The 23,135-nt window shown below is 60.7% G+C and carries 21 protein-coding genes and 5 pseudogenes; 17 read left to right on the top strand and 9 right to left on the bottom strand.

The features are described 5' to 3' along the window. The first annotated feature begins 89 nt into the window (after positions 1–89). Positions 90–1,628, top strand: coding sequence for an FAD-dependent oxidoreductase (locus tag BSG20_RS27000; RefSeq protein WP_072380142.1), 1,539 nt, complete (start codon positions 90–92; stop codon positions 1,626–1,628). A gap of 152 nt (positions 1,629–1,780) precedes the next feature. Here the strand turns inward: BSG20_RS27000 and BSG20_RS26995 are convergent, their stop codons facing one another. Further along, entirely contained in the window at positions 1,781–2,494 is a 714-nt protein-coding gene (locus tag BSG20_RS26995; RefSeq protein WP_072380200.1) for a GntR family transcriptional regulator, read from the bottom strand. Positions 2,495–2,760: 266 nt separating this feature from the next. Here BSG20_RS26995 and BSG20_RS26990 point away from each other — a divergent pair, with 266 nt between their 5' ends. The 8 genes from BSG20_RS26990 to BSG20_RS26955 all read left to right on the top strand — a co-directional run bounded on the left by BSG20_RS26990 (position 2,761) and on the right by BSG20_RS26955 (position 9,911). Beyond that, a complete protein-coding gene (locus BSG20_RS26990) occupies positions 2,761–3,843 on the top strand; it encodes an ABC transporter ATP-binding protein (protein ID WP_072380144.1) in 1,083 nt (360 codons plus the stop codon). Between the two features lie 29 nt (positions 3,844–3,872). After that, the gene (locus BSG20_RS26985; RefSeq protein ID WP_072380202.1) at positions 3,873–5,171 is read left to right on the top strand and encodes an ABC transporter substrate-binding protein; all 1,299 of its coding nucleotides are present in this window, start codon (positions 3,873–3,875) and stop codon (positions 5,169–5,171) included. A gap of 73 nt (positions 5,172–5,244) precedes the next feature. Beyond that, positions 5,245–6,159, top strand: a complete 915-nt coding sequence (locus tag BSG20_RS26980) for an ABC transporter permease (protein WP_072380146.1) — start codon at positions 5,245–5,247, stop codon at positions 6,157–6,159. Between the two features lies 1 nt (position 6,160). Continuing rightward, positions 6,161–6,982: an ABC transporter permease gene (locus BSG20_RS26975; protein WP_072380148.1), complete on the top strand. Its 822-nt coding sequence runs from the start codon at positions 6,161–6,163 to the stop codon at positions 6,980–6,982. A 4-nt stretch (positions 6,983–6,986) separates the two neighbouring features. Beyond that, positions 6,987–7,730, top strand: a complete 744-nt coding sequence (locus BSG20_RS26970; protein WP_072380150.1) for an aspartate/glutamate racemase family protein — start codon at positions 6,987–6,989, stop codon at positions 7,728–7,730. A 3-nt stretch (positions 7,731–7,733) separates the two neighbouring features. Next, positions 7,734–8,345, top strand: a complete 612-nt coding sequence (locus tag BSG20_RS26965) for a flavin reductase family protein (RefSeq protein WP_072380152.1) — start codon at positions 7,734–7,736, stop codon at positions 8,343–8,345. Between the two features lie 208 nt (positions 8,346–8,553). Continuing rightward, complete coding sequence (locus tag BSG20_RS26960) at positions 8,554–9,006, top strand: hypothetical protein (protein WP_072380153.1); 453 nt, start codon at positions 8,554–8,556, stop codon at positions 9,004–9,006. A gap of 392 nt (positions 9,007–9,398) precedes the next feature. After that, entirely contained in the window at positions 9,399–9,911 is a 513-nt protein-coding gene (locus BSG20_RS26955) for a sigma-70 family RNA polymerase sigma factor (RefSeq protein WP_244541441.1), read from the top strand. Between the two features lie 393 nt (positions 9,912–10,304). Here the strand turns inward: BSG20_RS26955 and BSG20_RS26945 are convergent, their stop codons facing one another. Further along, positions 10,305–10,574, bottom strand: a complete 270-nt coding sequence (locus BSG20_RS26945) for a hypothetical protein (RefSeq protein ID WP_072380156.1) — start codon at positions 10,572–10,574, stop codon at positions 10,305–10,307. 452 nt (positions 10,575–11,026) lie between these two features. Between BSG20_RS26945 and BSG20_RS37780 the strand changes: the two are divergent. Further along, positions 11,027–11,393: pseudogene (locus BSG20_RS37780) on the top strand (sulfite exporter TauE/SafE family protein); the annotation flags it as partial. A 73-nt stretch (positions 11,394–11,466) separates the two neighbouring features. Here the strand turns inward: BSG20_RS37780 and BSG20_RS26935 are convergent. Next, complete coding sequence (locus BSG20_RS26935; RefSeq protein ID WP_072380157.1) at positions 11,467–11,967, bottom strand: winged helix-turn-helix transcriptional regulator; 501 nt, start codon at positions 11,965–11,967, stop codon at positions 11,467–11,469. Between the two features lie 98 nt (positions 11,968–12,065). Between BSG20_RS26935 and BSG20_RS26930 the strand changes: the two genes are divergently transcribed. The 4 genes and pseudogenes from BSG20_RS26930 to BSG20_RS38665 all read left to right on the top strand — a co-directional run. Next, entirely contained in the window at positions 12,066–12,590 is a 525-nt protein-coding gene (locus BSG20_RS26930; protein ID WP_072380158.1) for a hypothetical protein, read from the top strand. Positions 12,591–12,621: 31 nt separating this feature from the next. Then, entirely contained in the window at positions 12,622–13,272 is a 651-nt protein-coding gene (locus BSG20_RS26925; RefSeq protein ID WP_072380160.1) for a cysteine hydrolase family protein, read from the top strand. A gap of 205 nt (positions 13,273–13,477) precedes the next feature. Then, positions 13,478–13,687 (top strand): annotated as a pseudogene (locus BSG20_RS38670) (epoxide hydrolase N-terminal domain-containing protein); the annotation flags it as partial. Between the two features lie 168 nt (positions 13,688–13,855). Then, positions 13,856–14,048 (top strand): annotated as a pseudogene (locus BSG20_RS38665) (sulfite oxidase); the annotation flags it as partial. A 140-nt stretch (positions 14,049–14,188) separates the two neighbouring features. On the opposite strand, the gene BSG20_RS26915 reads toward BSG20_RS38665, so the two are convergent. The 3 genes from BSG20_RS26915 to BSG20_RS26905 form a co-directional block, all read right to left on the bottom strand. Further along, on the bottom strand, positions 14,189–15,361 hold the full coding sequence (locus BSG20_RS26915) for a phosphatase PAP2 family protein (protein ID WP_072380162.1): 1,173 nt from the start codon (positions 15,359–15,361) through the stop codon (positions 14,189–14,191). Between the two features lie 241 nt (positions 15,362–15,602). Beyond that, positions 15,603–16,391: an S-adenosylmethionine:tRNA ribosyltransferase-isomerase gene (locus BSG20_RS26910; protein ID WP_083540004.1), complete on the bottom strand. Its 789-nt coding sequence runs from the start codon at positions 16,389–16,391 to the stop codon at positions 15,603–15,605. Beyond that, positions 16,388–17,110 carry an SDR family NAD(P)-dependent oxidoreductase gene (locus BSG20_RS26905; RefSeq protein ID WP_072380164.1) on the bottom strand — a complete coding sequence of 241 codons (723 nt, stop codon included), beginning with the start codon at positions 17,108–17,110 and terminating at the stop codon, positions 16,388–16,390. Before BSG20_RS26905 ends, BSG20_RS26910 begins: the two co-directional genes overlap by 4 nt. An 86-nt stretch (positions 17,111–17,196) precedes the next feature. Here BSG20_RS26905 and soxR point away from each other — a divergent pair. Further along, positions 17,197–17,626: pseudogene (gene soxR, locus BSG20_RS26900) on the top strand (redox-sensitive transcriptional activator SoxR). A 493-nt stretch (positions 17,627–18,119) separates the two neighbouring features. On the opposite strand, the gene BSG20_RS26895 reads toward soxR, so the two are convergent. Both BSG20_RS26895 and BSG20_RS26890 read right to left on the bottom strand, forming a co-directional pair. Further along, positions 18,120–18,638, bottom strand: coding sequence for an RES family NAD+ phosphorylase (locus tag BSG20_RS26895; RefSeq protein WP_072380166.1), 519 nt, complete (start codon positions 18,636–18,638; stop codon positions 18,120–18,122). Next, complete coding sequence (locus tag BSG20_RS26890) at positions 18,635–19,024, bottom strand: antitoxin Xre/MbcA/ParS toxin-binding domain-containing protein (protein ID WP_072380168.1); 390 nt, start codon at positions 19,022–19,024, stop codon at positions 18,635–18,637. The genes BSG20_RS26895 and BSG20_RS26890 overlap by 4 nt, the downstream gene beginning before the upstream one ends. A gap of 467 nt (positions 19,025–19,491) precedes the next feature. On the opposite strand from BSG20_RS26890, the gene BSG20_RS26885 reads away from it, so the two are divergent. Then, positions 19,492–20,244: a protein-L-isoaspartate(D-aspartate) O-methyltransferase gene (locus BSG20_RS26885; protein WP_072380170.1), complete on the top strand. Its 753-nt coding sequence runs from the start codon at positions 19,492–19,494 to the stop codon at positions 20,242–20,244. Then, a complete protein-coding gene (locus BSG20_RS26880) occupies positions 20,241–22,724 on the top strand; it encodes a spermidine synthase family protein (protein WP_208611011.1) in 2,484 nt (827 codons plus the stop codon). The genes BSG20_RS26885 and BSG20_RS26880 overlap by 4 nt, the downstream gene beginning before the upstream one ends. Here the strand turns inward: BSG20_RS26880 and BSG20_RS26875 are convergent. After that, positions 22,695–23,050 (bottom strand): annotated as a pseudogene (locus BSG20_RS26875) (winged helix-turn-helix transcriptional regulator). The gene BSG20_RS26880 and the pseudogene BSG20_RS26875 overlap by 30 nt on opposite strands. Between the last annotated feature and the right edge of the window lie 85 nt (positions 23,051–23,135).

The raw sequence follows: 23,135 nt of genomic DNA, 5'->3' as shown, positions 1-23,135 counted from the left end.
GCAGCCGCAACACTGAGATCAAAGGCAGTGCGACACAAAGTTCGCCCTTCGCCCCGCCGAGGCGACCTCTAAAGCCAAGGAGAAGAAGAATGACTCCTAAGCACACGAACACAACTGGGCCAGACTTGGTGCAAGGTGTCGGACTTGCCGATCTTCCCGACGGCAGCAAGCTGGTTGGCCATTTTGGCGATACGCAGGTGTTGCTCGTGCGTCGCGGGCCGCAGATATTCGCCGTTGACGCACATTGCACGCACTACAACGGTCCCCTTGTCGACGGTCTGGTGGCCGGCGACGCCGTCCGCTGCCCTTGGCATCACGCATGTTTCGACTTGAGAACAGGGGAGGCTCTGCGCGCACCGGCCTTCAGGCCGCTGGCATGCTGGTCGGTGGAGCAGCGCGACGGCAAGATCTTCGTGGTCGGAAAGCGAAAGCGTGCAGAACCAACAATAAGCGAGCCTTCTGTGGAAGCAATGCCGGGGAAGATCGTCATCGTCGGCGGCGGTGCGGCCGGCTTTGCCGCGGCCGAGAGGCTGCGGCGAGAGCAGTATCCGGGAAGCATTGTCATGCTCAGCGACGACGAAGCGCCGCCTGTCGACCGGCCGAACCTTTCAAAGGACTACCTTGCCGGGAAGGCGCCGGAGGACTGGGTCCCACTGCGGGGGGAGAGCTACTATTCGAAAAACCAGATTGACCTCCGTCTCGGTACGCAAGCAGTTCGCGTCGATCCGCACACACGTGAGGTCATCCTCGCTGACGGAGGCTCGATTCCCTACGACAGGTTGCTGCTGGCGACCGGTGCAGAACCCGTTCACCTGACCATTCCAGGCGCCGACCGGCCCCATGTTCATACGCTACGCTCGCTTGCCGACTGCCGTGCCATCATTGAGCAGGCCAAGACTGCCAAGCGCATCGTCGTGCTTGGCGCCAGTTTTATCGGCCTCGAAGTCGCCGCAGCCCTGCGCTCTCGCAGAATCGACGTCCACGTCGTCGCACCCGACAAGCAGCCACTGGGGCGGGTTCTGGGTCCACAGATGGGCGATTTTATCCGGACCCTTCACGAGAAGAACGGGGTCGTTTTTCACATGGAGGAGATTGCGAGCAGCATCAAGGGCGGCGAGGTGAAACTTCGCAGCGGCCATGCGCTAGCCGCCGATCTTGTTGTGGCCGGTATCGGCGTACGGCCGCGCACCAGCCTCGCCGAAATGGCGGGGCTGACTGTTGATCGCGGCGTCGTCGTGAATAGCTTTTTGGAAACCAGCGCACCTGGAATTTTCGCGGCCGGTGATATTGCGCGATGGCCCGATCCCAATAGCGGAGAGAACATCCGCGTCGAACATTGGGTGGTTGCTGAGAGGCAGGGGCAAACCGCGGCGCTCAATATGCTCGGCCGGAACGAAAAGTTCGCAGCCGTGCCGTTCTTCTGGAGCCAGCACTACGACGTCAGGATCAATTATGTCGGCCATGCCGAACGATGGGACAAGATCACGGTCGAAGGGGACATCGCCGGCAGGGACTGTCTGCTGCGCTTCACGCGTGACGGACATGTATTGGCTGCCGCTTCGATTTCCCGTGACGTTGACAATCTGATGATCGAGGTGGCGATGGAGCGTGAAATGGCCGCCTGCTGACGATGCAGGCGCCGACTGGCTTGCACCGCCGCAGTGAAGTAAATGAGCTAAACTATGTCGATGTTGCCCGAACACAATTGAGGTTCTGGCCTGCATGTTGGTTGCCGAAACGCTCGGCGTGCGCTGCGGCAGGACCCAACGCTAAAATCTTGCTACAGATCGAAGGCTTCCTTGAGGCCGACACTCTTGCGTTCGCGTAGATCGAGGTCCGCCTCGATGTGCGCGATGTGGTGAAGCATCAACCGGCAAGCCTCCTCCAGATCGCTTCGCTCGATCGCGGCGACGATGTTGCCATGCTCGGAATGGCCGCAGCTCGAGATGGTCGATTGGCCGTAAAGGGCGATCACGAGCGAGGAGCGCGCGACGAGTTCATCCATGAAACGCTGCATGATGGCGTTGCCCGATATCGCCGCAAGCGTCAGGTGAAAATCGCCGGAAGCCTGGATTTCGGCGCGGCGTGCTGTCTGACCGCGTTCGCCCATCAGTCGGCCTTCCTCGAGCAGTAATTGCTTCAGGTGCTGGATCTGCGAAGGCGCAATTCTGGCTGCCGCCTCCCGCAGAATCCCGGGCTCGATGAGACGACGGGCGGCGAAAATCTGGCGCGCCTCTTCGGGCGAAGGGTAGGCAACGAACGCGCCTCGATTTTTCTCGACGCTGACCAGGCCCTCATAGGAAAGGGACTGCAAGGCTGCCCGAGCGAGTGTGCGGCTGACATTGAACAGGTTGCCAACGTCGCTTTCCGACAGCTTCGTACCTGGCGCTAGGCGCCGTTCCACGATTGCATCGCGGATCGCGTCGCGGATTTGCTGCGTGCCGGTATCGGCTGAATCGTCGGCGGTTTGGAGAGCGTTTGCGGAGGATTTCATGAAATCGGATACCTTTTGACCGGGAAATGATATCTGCGTTTCCCGCAAAAGTTAAATGGAATTTGCTCTCAAAGTGGCGACTAAATTGTATACGATAATCTGCACGAATTGCAGACGATCGCCTATTTTATGTGCAAGCTGGCATCCTGCCTGAATTTTGAGACAACGGCGATTTCAGGGACAAGTCTCTGATTTGCCGGTGCCTGTGCGCCGTAACAGGAACTGGCACGGCAGATGCATTGTCTTTCTCAAACAGAGGAAGACCGATGTCGAAAGCCGCAGAGATCGATATAGTATCCGTTTCCAAGGTGTATGGCGCCACGACGGCCGTCCATTCCATCAGCCTGAAGATTCCGGCCGGTTCCTACTGCTGCTTCCTTGGGCCTTCGGGCTGCGGCAAGACGTCGACGCTGCGCATGATCGCCGGACACGAAAGTATTTCCTCCGGCGACATCAGGCTTGGAAATGCCGTCGTCACCGATTTTCCACCGGCCAAGCGCGGCACTGCCATGATGTTCCAGTCCTACGCGCTGTTTCCGCACCTAGACCTCATCGACAATGTCGCCTTCAGCCTGAAGATGAAAGGCGTCGAGAAGGAAGAGCGTCGCGCCAGGGCGCTGCAGATGCTGACGCTGATGCAGATGGACGCCTATGCGACGCGGCGGCCGGCTCAGCTTTCGGGCGGCCAGCAACAGCGTGTGGCGCTGGCGCGCGCCCTCATCACCGATCCGGAGGCGCTGCTGCTCGACGAGCCGCTTTCGGCACTTGATCCGTTTCTCAAGATCCGCATGCGCGCCGAGCTCAAGAAGCTCCAGAAGAGCCTCGGCATCACCTTCGTTCATGTGACGCATAGCCAGGAAGAGGCGATGGCGCTGGCCGATCTGATCGTCATCATGAACGACGGCAAGATCGAGCAGGCGGCAACCCCGCGCAAGGTGTTCGAAGAGCCCGCCACTGCGTTCGTCGCCCGTTTCATGGGCGATCACAACGTGCTGTCTGGCCGTGTCGTCTCTTCGCAAAACGGGGTCACGACGCTGGAGGCGCCGGAGGGGCAAGCCTTCTGCGTGCGCGGCAATGGCAAACAGGTCGGCGAGAGCGTCGATATCGGCATCCGCACTGATCGCGTCCGCCTCGAGGCGACCGCCGACAAGACGCTCGGCTTCAACGGCATCGTCTCCAACATCGAATATCGCGGCGCGTCGGTGAAGATCACCGTCGTCGGCGCGGGCAGTGACGACTTCACGGTCATCGCGAATGACGGCGACTACTTCGCCAAACCCGTATCGGTCGGCGATGCGGTGTCTCTGAGTTGGGCTCTGGAGGACGCGATCCTCCTTGGCCATGCATGAACCTCACCACCAAAAAAAGGGGAACTGACATGACAACTGAAAAGAACACGACCAAGACGAAACCGGCTATTTCCCGCCGTAGCCTGCTGAAGACTGGCGCTGCCGCCATCGGTGCAGCCGCGGGCTCCGGCCTGATCACTGGCTTCCCGACCATCTGGGCACAGTCGAACATCACACTTCGTCAGTTCGGCACCGGCGTTTCGAACATCAACGCCATCGCCGAGCAGTGCAAAAAGGACCTTGGCATCACACTCGAGATGACGGCAACCGATTCCGACGCTGCCGCCCAGCGCGCCGTGACGCAGCCAGACAGCTACGACATCGCCGATATCGAATACTGGATCCTGAAGAAGGTCTATCCGACTGGCGTCATCCAGCCGATGGAAACGAAGAAGCTGAAGTATTACGACCAGGTCGTGCCGCTGTTCAAGACAGGCAAACTGAAGCCAGACAGCGTTATCGCTCAGGGCACGGCGCCGCACACGGTCGGCTACGTCGAAAGCAAGGATGCCAAGACTTTCGCCAAGGGCGAGACCGAATTCTTCACCATGATGCCGACGATCTACAATGCCGATACGCTGGGTATTCGCCCTGACCTCGTCGGCCGCGAGATCAACACCTGGGCCGATATCATGGACCCGAAGTTCAAGGGCAAGACCTCGATCCTCAACATCCCGTCGATCGGCATCATGGACGCCGCGATGATCATGGAAGCCTTGGGCAACATTACATATGCCGACAAGGGCAACATGACCAAGGAAGAGATCGACAAGACGATCGAGTTCCTGATCAAGGCAAAGCAGGATGGCCAGTTCCGTGCCTTCTGGAAGAGCTTCGACGAGTCCGTCAACCTGATGGCCTCTGGCGAAGTCGTTATCCAGTCCATGTGGTCGCCGGCCGTTGCCGCCGTCCGTTCGAAGGGCATCGCCTGCAAGTATCAGCCGCTCAAGGAAGGCTATCGTTCGTGGGGCGGCGGTCTCGGCCTTGCCTCGCACTTGAAGGGTGCTCAGCTCGACGCGGCATACGAATACATCAACTGGTACACGTCCGGCTGGGTCGGCGGCTACCTCAACCGCCAAGGCTATTACTCGGCCTGCATGGAGACTGCCAAGAAGTTCATGACCGCCGATGAATGGGGTTACTGGATCGAAGGCAAGGCGGCGCAGGGCGATGTCCTCTCACCGGAAGGCAAAGTCATGGAGAAGGCCGGCGCCGTTCGCGACGGTGGTTCGTTCGAAGAACGCATGGGTCATGTCGCGTGCTGGAACTCCGTCATGGACGAAGACCGCTACATGGTTCGACGCTGGAACGAGTTCATCGCCGCTTAAGGCATACCGCTTCTGCCAGGCCCTCTCCCCAGTTCCTTTGGGGAGAGGGTGTCCACAACGGAGAGACCGGAACATGGCCACGATCGCGTCTTCGCAGGCCGAGCAACAATCGCAACAGTCAAGCCGTCGAACGATCGGATGGCCGGCATGGACTGCGTCCTATCTGCAGGCGACGCCGCTGATCCTCATTCTCGGTTTCTTCTTCATCCTGCCGATTGCCATGATCGCGGTCGTCAGCTTCTGGGACTATGATTTCGCAGGTCTTTACCCGGCCTTTCTGACCATGAACTACACCGATACCCTCGGTTCATGGGTCACATGGAAAACCTATCTCAACACCCTGAAATTCACGGTGATCGTCTGGGGCTTGACGCTCTTCATCGGCTTCTGGGTCGCCTACTTCCTTGCCTTCCACATCCGCCGCACGACGACGCAGATGATCCTTTTCCTGGTCTGCACCGTGCCGTTCATGACCTCGAACATCATTCGCATGATCTCCTGGATCCCGGTGCTCGGCCGTAACGGGCTCGTCAACTCGGCGCTGGTTCAGATGGGCATCGTGCCGCAGCCGATCGAATGGCTGCTCTATTCCGATTTCGCCGTCGTCCTTGCCATGGTGCACCTCTACACGCTGTTCATGGTAACGCCGATCTTCAATACGCTGATGCGCATCGATCGCTCACTGTTCGAGGCGGCGCGCGACGCCGGCGCCAGCGGCTGGCAGATCCTCTGGAACGTCGTTCTACCACTTGCAAAGCCCGGCATGGCGATCGGGACGATTTTCGTCGTCACCCTCGTCATGGCCGATTTCTCGACCGTCCAGGTCATGTCCGGCGGCCAGAGCGCCTCCGTGGCGCTGATGATGAAGAACCAGATGTCGCTGCTGCAATATCCGGCCGCTGCCGCCAATGCAGTGGTGCTGCTGGTGGTGGTCCTCCTGATGGTCGCCGCGATCCTGCGCGTCGTCGATATCCGCAAGGAGCTGTGAGATGAACCACGAGAAGCGCACCTTCGAATTCTACGTGCTCGCGGCGTTCTTCCTCATCTTCGTGCTGTTTCTCTACGGACCGCTGTCGGCGATCCTGATCCTGTCCTTCCAGGGACCGGATGGCGGCCTGACGTTCCCGCTGAACGGGGTATCCGTTCATTGGTTTTTCAACCTCTTCGAGAAGCAGGCGGTCGGGGACTTCGGCGCATCTTTTCGTCGCTCCTTCACGCTCGGGCTGATGGTGATGGTGGTAACCGTTGTCGTTTCGCTGCTCGCAGGCCTGGCGTTCCGGCGCCGCTTCCGCGGTTCGACCGTGCTTTTTTATGCGACCGTCGCAAGCCTCGTCGTTCCATCGATCATCATCTCGCTCGGGATCGGCGTAGTGTTCCAGCAAAGCGGCCTGAAGCCAGCCTGGTATTCATCCGCTTTCGGCGCGCATCTGACATGGACGCTGCCCTTCGGCGTGCTGATCATGTTTGCCGTCTTCAACCGCTTCTCCCCCGCCTATGAAGAGGCGGCGCGCGATCTTGGCGCGACCTCCTGGCAGACTTTCAGGCATGTCGTGCTGCCAATGATTGCGCCAAGCCTGATCGGCGTCGGCCTCTTCGGCTTCACGCTCTCTTATGACGAATTCGCTCGTACGCTGATGACATCGGGCAGCTACAACACGCTGCCGCTCGAAATCTACGGCATGACCACCAACGTCACGACGCCAGTGCTCTACGCGCTCGGAACGGTGACGACGCTGTTTTCCTTCACCATCATTCTCGTCGCGCTCGGCATCATGCTCATGCTGCGCCGGCGCCAAGCAAAAACAAGTTGATTTCATGCGCATTCTTCTCGTCAATCCCAATACAACGGCTTCCATGACCGAGAAGGCGGCTGTCGCTGCCCGCGCGGTCGCGGCCTCGGGCACCGAGATTATTGCTGCGACCTCCCGTATGGGGCCGGTCTCGATCGAGGGGCATTACGACGGTGCCTTGGCAATCCCGGGGCTTCTCAGCGAACTGAAGGAACAGAAGGCCGGTGGCTATGACGCGGCCATCATCGCCTGCTTCGACGATACCGGGCTTGATGCCGCGCGCAGCTTTGCCGATGTGCCGGTGCTCGGGCTTTGCGAGTCCGCGGTCGCGACGGCCGGCTTCCTGGCGCAACGCTTTACCGTCGTGACGACGCTGGAGCGCTCGCGCGTTCTGATCGACAATCTCGTCCGGCGCTATGGCATGGGCGCACGTGCAAAGGTGCGCGCATCGGACATACCGGTTCTTCAGCTCGAAGACCCCGCGTCGGGAGCCATCGACAAGTTGCGAGCCGAGATCGAACGGGCGCTCTCGGACGATGGGGCGGAGGCGATCGTTCTCGGTTGCGCCGGCATGACCGATCTGGCGCGCGAGCTGCAGGATATTTACGGCGTCCCGGTCGTTGACGGTGTCGCTGCCGCGGTCAAGCAGGCGGAGGCGCTGGTGTCGCTCGGGCTATCGACCAGCAAGCGCGGCTCCTATGCATCGCCGCTGGCCAAACCTTTCACGGGCGCGATGAGCGCCTTTGCGCCGATGCGGGCAGCAAGCTGATCCATGACCATTTCCTTCGACTTCGAAACGATCTCGGAGCGCGAACGCTACAAGCTGATGATCGGGACCATCATTCCGCGGCCGATTGCGCTCGTGACGACTGTCGACGAGCATGGCCGCATCAATGCGGCACCTTTCAGCTTCTTCAACTGCCTGTCGGCCGATCCACCAATCCTGGCGCTCGGCGTCGAGAACAATCCGGATATGTCCTTCAAGGACACGGGCCACAACATCCGCATGACCGAGGTCTTCACGGTCAACATCGTGTCGTTTGCCATCGCGGAGGCGATGCATGTCTGCGGTTCCAAATATCCGCGCGGCGTCGATGAACTGAAGGAAGCCGGACTGACGGCGATGCCTGGCCAGAAGGTCGCCTCGCCCTGGATCGCGGAAGCGCCGGCAGCCTTTGAGTGCCGGCGTCACGTCACGCTGGAGCTCGGGAAGTCCCGGCAGATCATCATGGGCGAAATCGTCTACGCGCACTATCGCGATGGCGTCGTCGATCCGGAACGGCTGCGCGTCGATCCCGCTGAAGTCGATGCCATTGCGCGCCTCGGCGGCGATACCTGCTCTACGATCCGCGATCGCTTTGAGATGCTGACCCCGAAATTGTAAGGCCGCGCTATCACCACGAGCCTCATGCAGGATCACGAGGCACGGCGTCTGGCATCGACGTTGCCGATCGTAGCCGGTCGTCGATAGCTTTTGAAATCATCCCCGTGTTCCTCGCCTATACGTTGCCCTGGACCCATTCGCGTTGGATGCAGTGATATGCTGGAACAGTTGGGTGCTGCTGTCGTTATTGTTTGTCATGGAGGACGCTATGTCGAACGTTTCGAAGACAGGTACCGACGATATCAACAATGCGACCAACCCGAATACGTTCGGGCGTTCGGTCGAAAGCCAGGCGCAGATCGCCGATGCGGCCGCGCAGGGCTCGCCCGGCAGCGCCGGGGAACCCCTTAGGATCTATCGTCTTGAGCCGATCGCCGCGCCCGACGATCCAAGATGGGCCAACTCTCCAGGACATGGAGTTGTCGTCGTGGCGGCGCGGACGCCAGGCGACGCGCGGATCATGGCGGCAAGTCGCGAGCTGGACTTCATGGAGGTCGATGCGGCGCCTGCAGAAGACGTGACGACGGCCAACGCTAGCGCATTCCGGGACGACAAGCTCTACACCGTGATTGAGATCGACCGTGACCGTACCGACGTCTCGCGCGGGATCCTCGAGGGTAACATCTCAGTCGATACGATCCGGCCAGTGCAACCGGACTGACGCACTCAGAGGGTATCTGCTCGGTTCATCGCCGCTCGAGGCCTTCACGGATCCGCCCCATCACGAGACCCTCGATGTCATGTGTCTGCGTGATAGGGATCAACGAGGTAGCCTCGAGCCTTCGTTGGCAGCGCATCATACCAGTCTGTCGTCACCTGTCATGGGCCAGCCCCTGGTGTCATGTGATCGCCTCCGATGTGCAGGTCCCCTCCATGTTGACAGTTTCCGCGCCCGATGCGAGGGCAAATTGCGTTTCGAGGCAACCCCGAATGACAGGATTGTTCACTGCGGTATCGTCAACCCAAACCTCTTGGTTCGATATCGGACGGTGCGCGAAATGCAGGAACCATTAGTGCTCGTATCCATTGCGGTTGATGTTCGGAGGAACCGCAATGCCGCAAGACGCTTCCCTTCAAGATGACATCGTTGCCCTACGTCCTGTCATGCAGGCCTTCGCGCATCGCTTCACCAGATCAGATGCCGACGCTGAGGATCTTGCTCAGGAAACGATCATGAAGGCCCTCAGCCATCTGGATCATTTCACGCCCGGAACCAACCTCAAAAGCTGGATGTTCACCATCCTGCGGAACCACTACTGCAGCCAGTACAAGCGCTCGAAGCGTTGCCGTCCGGCCTCCGATCTCTCCGACGGCTCCTTCGAGATCCCCGTGCCATCGGATCAGGATTGGCCATTGCGGCTGAAAGATGTTTCAGACGCGATTGATCGCCTGCCCCGACAGCTGAGACAAGCGCTAATGCTGGTCGTGGCTGGGCGCTCGTACATGGATGCTGCAAAGGAGTGCGGGTGCGAAATCGGCACCATCAAAAGCCGCGTCGCACGTGCACGGATGGCTTTGATGCTGGCTTTGGACGAGGTTTCCTTCAGCGAAGCAGCAACCCGGTAGAAAAAGGCCGTCAAAGCGGGCGATTCGAAGTGCGCTCCAGTTGACCGCCTCGTCGCTCGCGTCTGGCTGAGAGAACCCGTATCAGCAATCCCTACGGCCACGAGCCGCGGTTAGTGGAACGAAGTCTGCCTGGCCTCAAGATAACGGGCCATCGCACTTAGGCGTCGGGGGCAGACAAGACCGACGCGGTACAAGGCAATAATTGTTCGCGCAAGCCGATCGGGATCGGTGCAGATGTTGTCTGCCCGCAGACGTTCGAAAACCGGTGTGAGAATCTCAAAGTCGGTGGACGTCAGGATGTCAGGGAAGTATCTCATCTGATGCACGGCGCCCTCCACGAAACTCACTCCCTGGCAAAACCCTACGCTTCTGATCGAAGAGTTCAGGCGAATCCTAATGGGTCCGAAAGGTTTGCTGGAGACGATGGTAGATCGCACAGATCTCTCGTTTCGCCTCGCTCAGAACAAAGCATCCGGGAGGCCGCAATGAACTCGAAACGAAGGCCGCGAACACGAACGGGATCTGGCCAACGTCAAGCATTTCCACGCACGCAATCATCTCGTGACCCTCGTAATCGAGATCGACGATCGCGCCATCGTGGCCACCAAGGTCAGAAGCCTCAAGGGCGGCCGCAGCAATCGGACCCGCGAGAACGATATCCATTGCTTTCCACGCGCTTGACACACTCGGCGGGAGCGCACGTTTGGAAATCACAAGATATCGAAGCATGGCTGCCCCCTGAGTTGCGATATCCGAACAGAACATACTCGGAGATGTTCCGGAAGTCCCCCCTTGCACGAGCTCCGATCTGGGGAGAGGTGAGCTCCAGGGGGACCACCATGGTGTGGGTTGCCGTTTAGAGCGATACATAAGAGGGGATTAGTTTCCTCCCCGCCGGACGCGCGGCGGGCGTGATGCGCGCGGTGGTCAACGTAGCACTGCTGATATTCTGTCATCACAGGAAGCTTCCCGACGTCGGGATTTCTGGTGTTGGACACTGCGCTGCTCACCTATCGCGAGCCGTCCAGCATTAAGCATGGAGACCTTGCGCCCGACGAAGCCGAGAAGAAGACCAGCCTTACGGAGAACGTCTATCGCCATCTAGCAGCAGGACGCGTCCACGTTCGACGCCGAAGGCGATCATTGGTATCACCACGATGGTGGCGCATCGGGACGGACTGCCACTTGCGAAGTATCTGCTGCCGCTCGACCTCAGCAAGGAATTCTACGCGGGAACGAGCCGTCTGTTTCTTACGGCCGGCAACGCGACCAAGGCGGTGCCATGGCTGCTGCTGGTGAAACCGAGCGCCGATCTCTGGATCCTGACGGCGATATGCCTGTTCGCCATTCCCGCCGGCGTATGGCTGGGGTTGGCGGCGTCACGGAATGTTGGACCAGGGTCAGACTTATCGCGCCTGCTACGGATTATTGGTCTTGAGCGTGATGAAACTGTTGTGGGACGGCGTCTTCGGATTTCTCGTGCGAGCGCGAGCCTACTTTGGACGCCCAGCGTCCACCCAGTTCCGCAAATCCGGGGGAAGCCTATTTGGAAAGCTCACCGATTGGCCTTGAAGGCCTCCCACCGTCCATCTCGTTCGCTTTCGTAGGCCGGGCTTAACTCAGCCATCAGTTCCTTCCGTTTCAGCGGCTCCCCGCAGGATTCACAGAGCGGGCCAAGGCCTGCCGGTTTTCCGCAGGCAAGATGCGTATATTCAACGGCGCGGCCCTCTTCAGGTGACTTCATCCAGGCCTCGCCCCAGGCCCGAAGCGCCAGCAGCACGGGATGGAAAGCCTCACCTTTTTCGGTCAGGTGGTATTCGTAACGCGGCGGCCGATTGCTGTAGCGGCGGCGCTCGACGAGTCCCTCCCCCTCCAATGTCTTTAGACGCGCCGCGATCATCTGTGGCGTTCCCCCGGTCTGGGCTTGAATCTGTTCAAACCGATGACTGCGCATGAACAGTTCGCGCAGGATCAGCACCGTCCAACGATCTCCGACGACGGCTTCAGAACGAGCAACCGGACACAGGGTAGTCGTGGGAGTTTCATTCCGCTTCATGTCACTTTCTTTTTCATATGGTCTTGTAGCTATGATTTTCATAGCCAATATAAGTACTCGCCGGAACAAGTGCAACGGGCAAACGGAAGGAACTCGTCATGAGCGATCATGAAATCGTCGATTCAAGCTTCACCGCAATCATCAACGCACCATTCGAGAAGATCGACATCCCGAAATGGTGCTTCACTCTGTCAGAGGACGAGTATCAGCGCTGTTCTCCAGCCCACATCGCCGCCGGCTTTACCACTGCGCCGGACGGGAGGCGCATGTCGATCAATGTCGAGACCATTGGCGGCAGCCTGATGGTTCAACACTACGTCGAGACGTTGGGCGAGAAACATCACCTGATCCTGGAGTCCGTTTCGGATATATTCCCGCCTACGGGCCGCACGACGATCCACGTGGTTTGGGAACTCAGTGTCAGACGCATCGACGATCAGACATGCGAATTTACCAACCACGTTCGTTCCAGAGCAACGGAAGAGTTCAAGGCTTCACTCGATAGGCAAGGCATCCCGTTCGACGTCTTTCGCGCGCAGCGACAGCCGATGTCGATCGCCCACAACAAGGGTGAGACGCCGCTCTTTGCCGCGAGCATCGAGCGGGCCGCGATTCGCAACTAGGCACTCCACAATCCAAAGGAAGGAGACGAACATGTCAAAGCCAAACTACAGCAAGGAAACGACCGCGCTGCTCTTCGTCGATCCCTACAACGACTTCCTCTCGGAGGGCGGCAAGATCTGGGACCGCATCAAGCCCGTTGCCGAGGAGGTGCGCCTAATCCAGAACCTCAAGGCCATCGACGCCGCCGTTCGAGGCGCTGGCATCCGAGTGTTTATCGCGCCCCACCGCCGCTGGGAGCCGGGCGACTATGAGGACTGGGCGCATCCCAATCCGACGCAGGTCGCGATCATGCATCGCCATTCCTTCGCACGCGGCGAATGGGGTGGTGACTGGCATCCCGATTTCGCGCCGAAGCCGGGCGACGTCGTCGCCAAGGAGCATTGGGGTCAGAGCGGCTTTGCCAACACCGACCTCGATCAACAGCTCAGGCAGCGCGGCATAACGCACCTCATCGTGGTCGGCCTGCTCGCCAACACCTGCATCGAGTCGACGGCGCGCTATGGCATGGAGCTGGGCTACCACGTGACATTGGTGCGCGATGCGACCGCCGCTCTTACACACGAGATGATGCACGCCGCCCACGAGCTGAATGGCCCGACCTACGCACACGCAATCCTGACAACAGCAGAGCTGCTGGCGACCCTGCCAAATGCGCCCGTTTCAGACGAGGCCACGCTGTGACCTTGCTCACGAGATGGTTCGCCCCCGAAACGTCGCATGATGTCATCGACCACGGTCGGCGCATGCTGATCGCCTCGGCCTTAGTGGACTGGTGGCGGCGGGTGTAGGCACCGCATTGCGTCCCGCTCCGGCCGCGGCTGCGACTCCGACTGCGACAGGCGACCTGATCCGACCTTTCCACGCCCATGCCGCAGACGAGGACCTGATGGACCTTAGTCAGCATATCCGCATGACCCGCTGGCCCGACCGGGAAACGGTCGCCGATCAGTCGCAAGGCATCCAGCTCGCAAAGCTGAGAGCGCTCGTCGAGCACTGGGGCACGAACTACGACGGGCGGAAGGCCGAGGCGAAGCTCAATGCCTTCCCACAATTCGTCACCCAGATTGAGGGTATCCACTTCATTCACGTTCGCTCGAAGCATCCGAACGCCATGCCGGTCATCATCACCCATGGCTGGCCAGGTACGGTGTTCGAGAACTTGAAGGTCATCGGTCCGCTCACCGATCCGACCGCTCATGGCGGAACGGCGGAGGACGCCTTCGATGTAGTGACCCCGTCGATGCTCGGATACGGCTTCTCCGGCAAGGAGGCCGAACACGCTTGGAAGATTGGTCGCTGGATTGGGCAAATCCCTCCCCTGGAGAACACACGGTGACCTCGCGCGGGATCGGTGCCACGGGCAAATTCAACGGGCAATGGACGATCCCGTAATCGCCAAAAAGCACACATACTTGGAAAGCAATGGCCAGGTGACGCGCCCCATCCGCATCGTTTGAGAAACGGTGCTGCCTCGCACGTCGGCTGCTGAGTGAACGGAACGTTCCACCGAGAACCCTCGCTTGGGATTGCGACATTTCAGGAGAAGACGCCGGCGGTCATCCGCTGGCAGCGGATCAAACAGGCCTCCTCCCTTCCGCTAGTCTGCCCCGTCTTTTTTTGCCCGCTCGATGAATTTCCCGGCGACCGCTTTGCCAAGTGCGGCACCGGCCCGGTTGTCCATTTCATAGTGGATGCCGGCCCAGATGCGGGAATCGCCCGCCTCCTTGCCGACCGTGCGGATGAACTCCGCCTGGTCGGGGAACAGGTAGGCAAGCACCTCGCATCGGGCAGTCGACAACGTGGAGTGGTTCGACGGATAACTGGGATGGGCCGGCACTGCGAACAGGGGAGTAATGCTCGGGTCAAGCATGTTGGGCCGCAGGTACCAATAAGCGTATTTCCCGTCGTTGCTTGCAATGAAGGCGTCGTAGTAGACCGCTGCGAGCATCGCGTAAGCCCGTGCGGCGCGCGGCGGGTTCGAATCCGTCTTGTCCTCGAACATCCACTTGCTGGCATAGTCATACCAGTCGGTGAACAGGCCGGATGGGCTTTGCCAGTAGAACGCCTTGTAGCTGTTGGGGAATTTTCGCTCAAACTGCCGGACTGCATCCGTCTCGGCCTTCACGGCCGCAGACTTGCAGTCGGGCGGAGTCGGTGGCCTGAATTCATCGGCTGCCTCGAGCAGGATCGGCTTCCAGTTTGGCACGGTTGCATTGGCGGGTTTGTCTCCGACCCACATGCACGGCCCGGTCGGCACCGTGCCGGTCCAGACGGCATCGGAGCCGTCGGCCTTTGCCCGCGCAATCACTTGCTGTGCCACGCGTCGCCCCAGTTCCAGGCCGGCGGAAGATTGGACCCCGGCAAGGACACGCGACTGTGCGGCTTCTTCGGCCATCGCCTGGAACGACGACGCCTCGTCCGGAAAGAAATAGGCAAGAACAGTCGCAGCGGCTCCGGCGGCTGCCGCGTGTTCAGATGGATAACCGGGACTCCGAGGCGTAGGCAGCGCAGTCGGCAGTGTCGTATCCACCTCCCTCGGGCGGGGGCGATTGTAGAAGTATTTCGACTCCCAAGCCGCGACGGTGGCGTCGTAGACCGCCATCGTCAAATAGGTGTAGACGCGATGCGCATTGGGGATCGTCTGGTTTGCGAGAAGACGGTTGTTGACCAGATCGATCCATCGATAGCCGGGCGAGCCGGCGTCCCAGAACGTGATCTTGGCGGCGACCTGCGCATCGTTCTTTGCGACAAGTTCGCGGACCTGCTCCAATTCGGTTGCGGACGTATCCGGTGGGGGCGGGACTCGGAAGTCTTTGCCCGACGTGATTATCCACGTCTTCCACGTTCCAGCCTTTGGCTCTATCTGATCCGATTGGGCGAAAGCGAAGCTCCCTGACAAAAGGATTAGCGCGCAGGCCCTGCTAAAGCCGCTAAGCATGTTCGACCCCCGTAGTTGATCCCCGGCGCAAAGCGGAAGGTTTTCCGTCTTGACGGCCATTCCATTTTATATTTTAGCAACCTCTAATTACCTCAAGCGCCCGCACGACGCTCGTGCCAATCGCGATGATGCGGCTGCGGCGGAGCTTCGCCCGCGCGACGCGCTCCGCCGTGCGCTCGGGGATGTGGTACGGCTCGTCGAAGGGAAGGCGCGAGTCGAGCGCGGGATCGCCAGTGGAAGAAACGCCGGCGGCATGCGTGAGTGCTGCGAATCCGACGTCGCGCAGACGCCAGGTTTGAAGCGTGCGCCAGTCGAGCGCGAAGGACGCCGACGGCGCCTCGAACGCCAACGGCCGGGCGGCAATCTTCGTCCAAACATCCCACAGTGCCAACAGCTCGGGAACATGCGCGTATTGGATCGGCCGGCCGTGCTGCGCCATTCCTGCAAGCACCGCTGCGGGGGTTCCTGGGAAGCGGAGCTCGAGAAGTCGGTGATGGTCGAGAAGACCCTCGATGACGGCGTCAAGCGGGCCGAGCCGCAGGCGGTCGCCTGTTGACAGCGCAGGCGGAGGCAGCCGGTCTTCCGTTGGCGTGCGGTGATCGCCCACGCCGAAGGCAATCGCCACGAAGCGGGTAGGATCGGGAAGGGATCGCCAGCCGGCCAGGCGGATCTCGATCGCCTCGCCGCTTGGGATATGCGTGCCGTCTAAGCTGGCAGGCAAGGTCGCGGCGTCATTGGCGACGACCAGATCGCCAGGACTGAACAGCGTCGCGAGCCTCGTGCGCGCCAGGTCACGCATCGTGCCGTCCGTCTCGACGACGAACAGCCTGGCGGAGCGCCGATCGGAACGGTCGGCAATCATGCATGTTCCCCGGGGAGAAGCTGAGCCCGGACCGACAATGCGTCGAGCATCTTTTCGATGACCTCGAAAGCAGCAAGGTCGGGGGCCTTCAAGGTCGACGGATCGGCGTCCGGAAGCGCCAGCGCGTGGAGTGGGGTGTCCATATCGCCAGGGTCGAGCACGAGGAGCCTAATACCATCGGGCTTCGCCTCTTCGTCCCAGATCGCCGTCAAATGGGCAAGAGCGGCCTTGCTCGCGCCATACGCGCCCCAGCCAGGATACGCGTTGACCGCTGCGTCGCTGGAGATGTTGATCACCAGCGCTTCGCGGCCCTCGCGTGCGGACGCGGCAAGGGCACCGAACAGGGCTTTCGTCAGCCGGAACACCCCGAGGAGGTTGACCGCAAGCGCCGCTTCCAGCTCTTCGCAATCGGTATCGGCAAGAAGCGCCAGAGGAACAGGACCGAGGCTTGACGCATTGTTGATCAGGACGTCGACCCCGCCAAGGCGGGCAGTGACCTGCATTGCAATCGGATAGATGTCGTCCTTCTTGCCGATGTCAGCGACAATGCCGTGCGCGCCCGTCTCGGCTGCAACGCGTTCGACATTGGCGGCCGTGCGAGCGACGAAGGCGACGCGCGCACCCTTCGCTGTGAGCTGCCGCACAAGCGCCAGTCCGAGGCCGGAGGTACCACCCGTGACCATCACGCGAAGTCCCTGAAGATCGATATTCATCTGCATTGCCGGTGCTCCTTCAATCCGTGAGAACAGTTGCTACAAGTTCAAGTTAACTTGAAGTCAAGTGGGAATCGTGCTCTCATTCATGCATGAATCCGATGCTGACCATCACCGACGTGTCGCGGCGCAGCGGCGTAGCCTCATCGGCACTGCGTTTCTACGAGGAGCGCGGGCTGATTGCGTCTGAGCGGGCCGGGGCATAGGCGCTATCACCGGTCCGTATTGCGCCGGATCGCCTTCATCGCCTTTGCACAGCGCATTGGGTTGACGCTTGAGGAGATCGGCGCCGAGCTCGCCAAGTTGCCGGCCGACCACGTGCCGTCGCGTCGAGATTGGTCACGGCTGTCAGGCGAGTGGGCAATGCGCATCGACCAGCGCATAGCCGAGTTGCAGCGCCTGCGGTCAGGGCTCACGGAGTGCATCGGCTGCGGCTGCTTGTCGATCGACCGGTGTAGCCTGGCGAATCCTGCTGATGTGGCGGGACGCAAGGGGCCGGGGCCGAGGTATTGGCTGGGGTGATGGTAGGGCCGCGATCTCGGGGTCTTCGACCTGTTCTTACTCACATCGCTCTGCCTGCCCTGCATAGCGGCAACAGGCATTGCTTCGGTTCTCCTCGGTCGATGTCTGCATCCAGGCGGACCAGCCGGATTGCCTCTCGAATACCGGCAGCGACCTAAGAATGGGCCAGGTTCGCGCTGGGTCTTCGTGATACTGGTCACCTGAGCCTCAAGGGTAAAAGACCTGCTGGCCCGGTGATTTCCGGTTGGCCGGAATGCGCGCATCATCCCAAGCCCAGCTTCCGGTAGGAGTTACAGACCTCTTACAAATTCGGCCGGCTAAAGGTCAATTTGACTGCAAAACCCAATGACAAAATGCAACACTTCGCGACCAGCTACACCCTCGTCTGGCCGTTGCTCCAGGGGAGTTTGATTACGTGCCTAACGGCATCGATGTCGCGTCGATGGTTCGCGCGAAGCGCTGAACAGCGGCGCGTGAAGCATAGTCAAACGCTTCAACGCCATGATAGCTGATCCTTGGGGAGCCGACCGCTCGGGTCATTCACCTTTACCTGGTGAGGAAGATCTGGCCCCCATTTCCACAGAACGAGGTTCTGGTCATCCGACTCGGCGCCAGGCGCGAAACTCGGCGCGAGGATGCCGGCCGTGCCGTGCCCGTGGAGGCGATCGTAGATCGCCCAGGAGGCGGGGCGTCGTGCTTCTGCAAGTGCGGTTGCCCAGGCGAAAGACATTTCATCGAATGAAACAGAATATTCGCGCCTGCCTTGCTCGGTGGTCAGATCAGCGACGTCCTCGCAGTCAATGTCGTAAGAACACAGGACGCAGGGATCGATGCGGTGGGCGAAGCCTTGATTGGCTTCCTTTACAGCCGTCATAATGCTGCCCGCAAGGTAAAGCGCCGGCACTCCCTTCGGATTGAAGCGGGCGCCCCTGATTGTAGCGCCATCGCCGGATGTTGGTTTAAAGGACCAGCGTGGATCATGCGCGCGATAGCAGGTTCCCTTGAACCTCAAGCAAAGCCGCCCAAGGCCACGTGGTCGAGATAATCGCGAACGGCTGCAGCCTTGCCATCCTTTACAAGTGCCTCGGCAGTTCGACCACCGAAAGCCGGCAGCGGTTGTGCCCGGTACCAGGCCATTGCCTGTTCCTTGCCGCCGGCCCACTCTGTGATCCTGCTGATGATTTCAAGCATCTCGCGAAGACGGCTCTGCGTTTTTGCTGCACGGCTGCGCTCGCTCCGGTAGAGGCTTTCGCGCGCAAGTCCCGCAGTTTCCGCAAGCTGGCCTTTAGACATGCCAAACCCGTCTGCCACTTGCCCGATGGCGATTTTTCCACCTCGATCCATGTAAGACAGTATCAACGGTCCGGTCTCTCCAGGGTGTTTGTGCGCTTGAGCCATCTCTCTGCCTGCCATATGTGGAAACATATTTTACGTGCATAAGATATGGCATGACGCGCTCCGTTGCAAGGTGCCTCGCTTTGATGCACCGCTGAGGAACTTCAACCAGCAAGTCTCGGTACAAGTGCAATTTGTCGGCGCACGATCAACCGAGGACACCCAGCTTGCCAGGGTTTACACGTGGATGATTTCGTCCTTTCCTGTTGAAGCTTGGTAATTTGTGCCAGTAAGCCTTTCAACAGCGCTCCTTTCTCACCTGCCAAATCCCTCCCCAAGCGTGTTAAGTTCAGCTCTTGAAGGTTCTGCAATCATCGAGAGTAAACGATTATAGTAGGCGCGACCACTTCCGTCAGCGCCATCGCTTTGTTGTGAAGTCTCAAGCTGGAGAGCGGTAGAGAGCCGAGCGAGGTTTCTTCAAAATTGCCTCCGCGGCCACTATACTCGGCGTCAGAGCCGGGAGAGAGTTCATGCGTCCACTAGCCCAGTGCCAAGCGTTACTGGCCGCGGTTCTCGCGAGCGCTGCCGCCGTGGTGTCGACATCCGCGCCCGCTCAGGATCGCCTTGGCGAGCGTGCAGCGATGATCGAGACGATCAAATTGCACGCCCGCTCGGCGCCGTCAGCGGTCGAGGGCCAGGGCATCGATCCGGCTGTGCTGGAGACGATGGGAAACGTGCCGCGCCATTTTTTTGTGCCCGAGGAGCAGCGCGGCGCGGCCTATCGAGATCGGCCACTGCCGATCGGATACGGCCAGACTATCTCGCAGCCCTTCATCGTCGCGCTGATGACCGACCTGATCAACGTTCGGCGTGGCGACGCTGTCCTCGAGATAGGAACTGGCTCGGGTTATCAGGCAGCCGTCTTGTCGCCGCTCGCAGCGAAGGTTTACTCGATTGAGATCATACCCGAACTGGGCGAAAGGGCGGCCGCCCGATTGGCGGAGCTCCGCTTCGACAATGTTGAGGTGAAGGTGGGCGACGGTTACTATGGTTGGCCTGCGCACGCGCCTTTCGACGGTATCGTGGTGACTGCCGCTGCCAGTCACATCCCGCCGCCGCTGGTCGAGCAACTCGCCAAGGGGGGCCGGATGGTCGTCCCCGTGGGCGGCCCCTTCGCGACCCAGTTTCTCATGCTGGTCGAGAAGCGACGGGACGGAAGCATCACGACCCGGCAGTTGCTGCCGGTGGCCTTTGTGCCGCTGAGGGGAGGTAGGGTCCAATGAGAGCGGGGCGCCTGCTGCCGGTTGGTCTCATATCGGCGGCAACCCTTGCTTACGAAGTGCTGCTGATGCGGCTCTTTTCGATCATTCAGTGGCATCAATTTGCCTATATGATCATAAGCATCGCACTCCTGGGCTTCGGCGCGAGCGGTACGTTCGTTGCCTTGGCCCGCCGCCCCCTGGTGAAACGGTACCCGGCCGCCTTCGCAGCGTCGGCAGCGCTGTTTGGCATCACTGCGGTTGCCAGCTTCGCCGGTGCCGAACGCCTGCCGTTCAACGCGCTCGAGGTCGTCTGGAATCCGGGCCAGCTCGGTTGGCTCGCGGCCATCTATGTTCTCCTGGTCCTGCCGTTCTTTTTTGGTGCAACCTGTATCGGCCTTGCCTTCAGCCGCTATCCTGGCCAGATCGGACGCGTCTATGCCTTCGACCTGGTAGGCGCTGGGGTCGGTGCACTGGGCATCGTCGGACTCTTGTTCCTGGTCTTTCCCTCTGCGGCACTGCGCTTCATCGCTGCGTTGGGATTTGCGGCGGCTGCCCTCGCCGCGACGGGCATGGCTCGCCATCGGCGGCTCGCCGCGGGCAGCCTCGGGCTTGCAGCCGCGGTCATCGCGGTGTGGCTGCCACCGTCCTTTACGGCCACCGGCCCGCACATGTCGCAGTACAAGGGCCTAAGCATGGCTCTCGACGTCCCGAATGCATGGGTGGTCGAGGAGCGATCAAGCCCGCTCGGACTACTGACAGTCGTGGAGAGCCCGAGCGTCCCTTTTCGGCACGTGCCGGGCCTCAGCCTCGCCAACACCCAAGAGCCGCCCACGCAACTCGCCGTCTTCAGCGATGGCGATAGTATTACGGCGATGACCGCCTATGGCGGCGATCCGGCGACGGTCGCTTATCTCGACCGGACAACGGCGGCGCTCCCGTACCGCATGCTTGCGCGGCCGCGAACACTGGTCCTCGGTGCTGGTGGCGGCGAGCAGGTGCTGCTGGCGCTGCGCACTGGAGCCGATATCGTGGACGCTGTAGAGGTCAACCCGCAGATGATCGACCTGGCTCGCAATCGTTTCGCGAATTTCGTCGGCGGCATCTTCAGCCGACCGAACGTGCATCTGCATCTAGCCGAGGCGCGCGCCTTCGCTGCGACCGCTGGCGAGCGTTACGACCTGATCCAGATGCCGCTCCTTGACTCCTTCAGCGCGGCCGCGGCCGGGGTGCAAAGCATGCATGAGAACTACACCTACACCGTGGAGGCGCTGCGGGATTACCTGGCGGCACTGAAACCAGATGGCGTCGTCGCCATCACGCGATGGCTGCGGGTGCCGCCGCGCGACATTCTCAAGCTGTTCGCCACTGCTATCGCAGCGCTTGAAGCGGATGGCGTGTCCCAGCCCGGCCGGCACCTGGCGCTGATCCGGAGCTGGAACACTGCAACGCTGCTCGTCGCCAAGTCGCCGTTCACGGGCGAAGACATCGCAGCCATCCGCGGCTTCGCGGCCGAGAATTTCTTTGACGTCTCCTGGGCGCCGGGCATCTCCGCGAGCGACGTGAACCGCTTCAACCAACTCGACCGGGAATATCTCTACGAGGGAGCAGTCGCTCTCCTCGGCCCTGAGCGAGCCGACTTCACAGAGCGCTACAAGTTCGACATTGCACCGGCCACTGACGATCGCCCCTATTTCTTCGACTTGTTCCGCTGGCGTGCGCTGCCCGAACTCCTGACGCTGCGCACCCAAGGTGGGGCAGCGATGCTCGACTGGGGCTACTTGATCCTGGTGACGACGCTCGTCCAGGCCGCGATCCTCAGTGCCGTGCTGATCCTGCTGCCGCTCTGGCTTCGCCGGCGCGCACTCGGGAGAGCCGGACACCGGCTGCGCTTCGGGCTCTATTTCCTTACCTTGGGCCTGGCCTTTCTCTTCATTGAGATCGCCTTCATCCAGCGCTTCGTGCTGTTCCTCGGCCATCCGCTCTACGCTGTCGCTGTCGTGCTTGCGGGTTTCCTTGCCTTCGCCGGTCTCGGCAGCGCCGTAGCCGCGCGCTGGACGGAGGCGGTCGGACGCGGATCGGCGGTGCGCGGCATCACGCTCGCGGTCGTGGTGATCGCATTCCTGGCTGGCACCTACCTGCTTGCGCTGCCGTTGATATTCGAACGGCTGCTGGCACTCCCGGATGCTGCGAAGATCGCGATCGCACTCCTCCTCATAGCGCCGCTCGCCGTCTTCATGGGCATGCCGTTCCCCCTCGGCCTCGGCCATGTCGGCGCATGCTCCGAGCAGTTTATTCCCTGGGCGTGGGGGATCAATGGCTGTGCGTCGGTGCTGAGCGCGATCCTCGCCGCACTGCTTGCAATGCATGTCGGGTTCACTGGCGTCGTGACGATCGCCACCATCCTCTATCTTGTCGCCCCGGCCCTACTCGCCGGGTCGTGGGACCGATACGATCAGCAGACGTCGCAAGGCTTATCGGAATCGGAACCGTTCGTGAGTTAAACCAGCCGCCGGAAACAACCCTGCTACCCGCTTGTCATAGGCGGCCGGCCTCTCGGCAAGGCCGCCGCCATCGAACACGACTACCGTATGGTCGTCCAGCGTCACCTCGGTGAAAACCGTTATGTGATCGACCAGCATTCCAAGATTGAGCCGCGCGTTATAGCTCGTAATGTAGCCTCCTTTTTCCAGCCGCTTCACTCGCGCAAGACAGGGCCTCGGAGAAAGCCCACAGCTTGCGCGAGATCCACGTTGGACAGCCGACTGTTCTGCTGCAACTGCCCGAGAATGTTAATGTCGATATGGTCGAGCTTCGGCAGTCCCAGCATGCGAGCAGTCCCTCACAAAAATGATTAACCTTGCTTCCTCAAGTCTTCCTGGTGCGCCTTCGCCCGATCCGCCATGCTGTCGAAG

It is taken from the genome of Rhizobium tibeticum (genome assembly GCF_900110205.1).
GTDB lineage: Bacteria > Pseudomonadota > Alphaproteobacteria > Rhizobiales > Rhizobiaceae > Rhizobium > Rhizobium tibeticum.
This window is presented reverse-complemented; position numbering and strand designations above follow the sequence as displayed.

What these genes read in the sequence shown, in the direction of transcription:
- BSG20_RS26945 (WP_072380156.1), bottom strand. Translation starts at nt 10,574, where the DNA reads ATGGATATCGTTCTCGCGGGTCCGATTGCTGCGGCCGCCCTTGAGGCT.
- BSG20_RS26910 (WP_083540004.1), bottom strand. Translation starts at nt 16,391, where the DNA reads ATGATTGCCGACCGTTCCGATCGGCGCTCCGCCAGGCTGTTCGTCGTC.
- BSG20_RS26925 (WP_072380160.1), top strand. Translation starts at nt 12,622, where the DNA reads ATGTCAAAGCCAAACTACAGCAAGGAAACGACCGCGCTGCTCTTCGTC.
- BSG20_RS26930 (WP_072380158.1), top strand. Translation starts at nt 12,066, where the DNA reads ATGAGCGATCATGAAATCGTCGATTCAAGCTTCACCGCAATCATCAAC.
- BSG20_RS26970 (WP_072380150.1), top strand. Translation starts at nt 6,987, where the DNA reads ATGCGCATTCTTCTCGTCAATCCCAATACAACGGCTTCCATGACCGAG.
- BSG20_RS26995 (WP_072380200.1), bottom strand. Translation starts at nt 2,494, where the DNA reads ATGAAATCCTCCGCAAACGCTCTCCAAACCGCCGACGATTCAGCCGAT.
- BSG20_RS27000 (WP_072380142.1), top strand. Translation starts at nt 90, where the DNA reads ATGACTCCTAAGCACACGAACACAACTGGGCCAGACTTGGTGCAAGGT.
- BSG20_RS26975 (WP_072380148.1), top strand. Translation starts at nt 6,161, where the DNA reads ATGAACCACGAGAAGCGCACCTTCGAATTCTACGTGCTCGCGGCGTTC.
- BSG20_RS26890 (WP_072380168.1), bottom strand. Translation starts at nt 19,024, where the DNA reads ATGGCTCAAGCGCACAAACACCCTGGAGAGACCGGACCGTTGATACTG.
- BSG20_RS26985 (WP_072380202.1), top strand. Translation starts at nt 3,873, where the DNA reads ATGACAACTGAAAAGAACACGACCAAGACGAAACCGGCTATTTCCCGC.
- BSG20_RS26980 (WP_072380146.1), top strand. Translation starts at nt 5,245, where the DNA reads ATGGCCACGATCGCGTCTTCGCAGGCCGAGCAACAATCGCAACAGTCA.
- BSG20_RS26905 (WP_072380164.1), bottom strand. Translation starts at nt 17,110, where the DNA reads ATGCAGATGAATATCGATCTTCAGGGACTTCGCGTGATGGTCACGGGT.
- BSG20_RS26965 (WP_072380152.1), top strand. Translation starts at nt 7,734, where the DNA reads ATGACCATTTCCTTCGACTTCGAAACGATCTCGGAGCGCGAACGCTAC.
- BSG20_RS26935 (WP_072380157.1), bottom strand. Translation starts at nt 11,967, where the DNA reads ATGAAGCGGAATGAAACTCCCACGACTACCCTGTGTCCGGTTGCTCGT.
- BSG20_RS26880 (WP_208611011.1), top strand. Translation starts at nt 20,241, where the DNA reads ATGAGAGCGGGGCGCCTGCTGCCGGTTGGTCTCATATCGGCGGCAACC.
- BSG20_RS26885 (WP_072380170.1), top strand. Translation starts at nt 19,492, where the DNA reads ATGCGTCCACTAGCCCAGTGCCAAGCGTTACTGGCCGCGGTTCTCGCG.
- BSG20_RS26990 (WP_072380144.1), top strand. Translation starts at nt 2,761, where the DNA reads ATGTCGAAAGCCGCAGAGATCGATATAGTATCCGTTTCCAAGGTGTAT.
- BSG20_RS26960 (WP_072380153.1), top strand. Translation starts at nt 8,554, where the DNA reads ATGTCGAACGTTTCGAAGACAGGTACCGACGATATCAACAATGCGACC.
- BSG20_RS26955 (WP_244541441.1), top strand. Translation starts at nt 9,399, where the DNA reads ATGCCGCAAGACGCTTCCCTTCAAGATGACATCGTTGCCCTACGTCCT.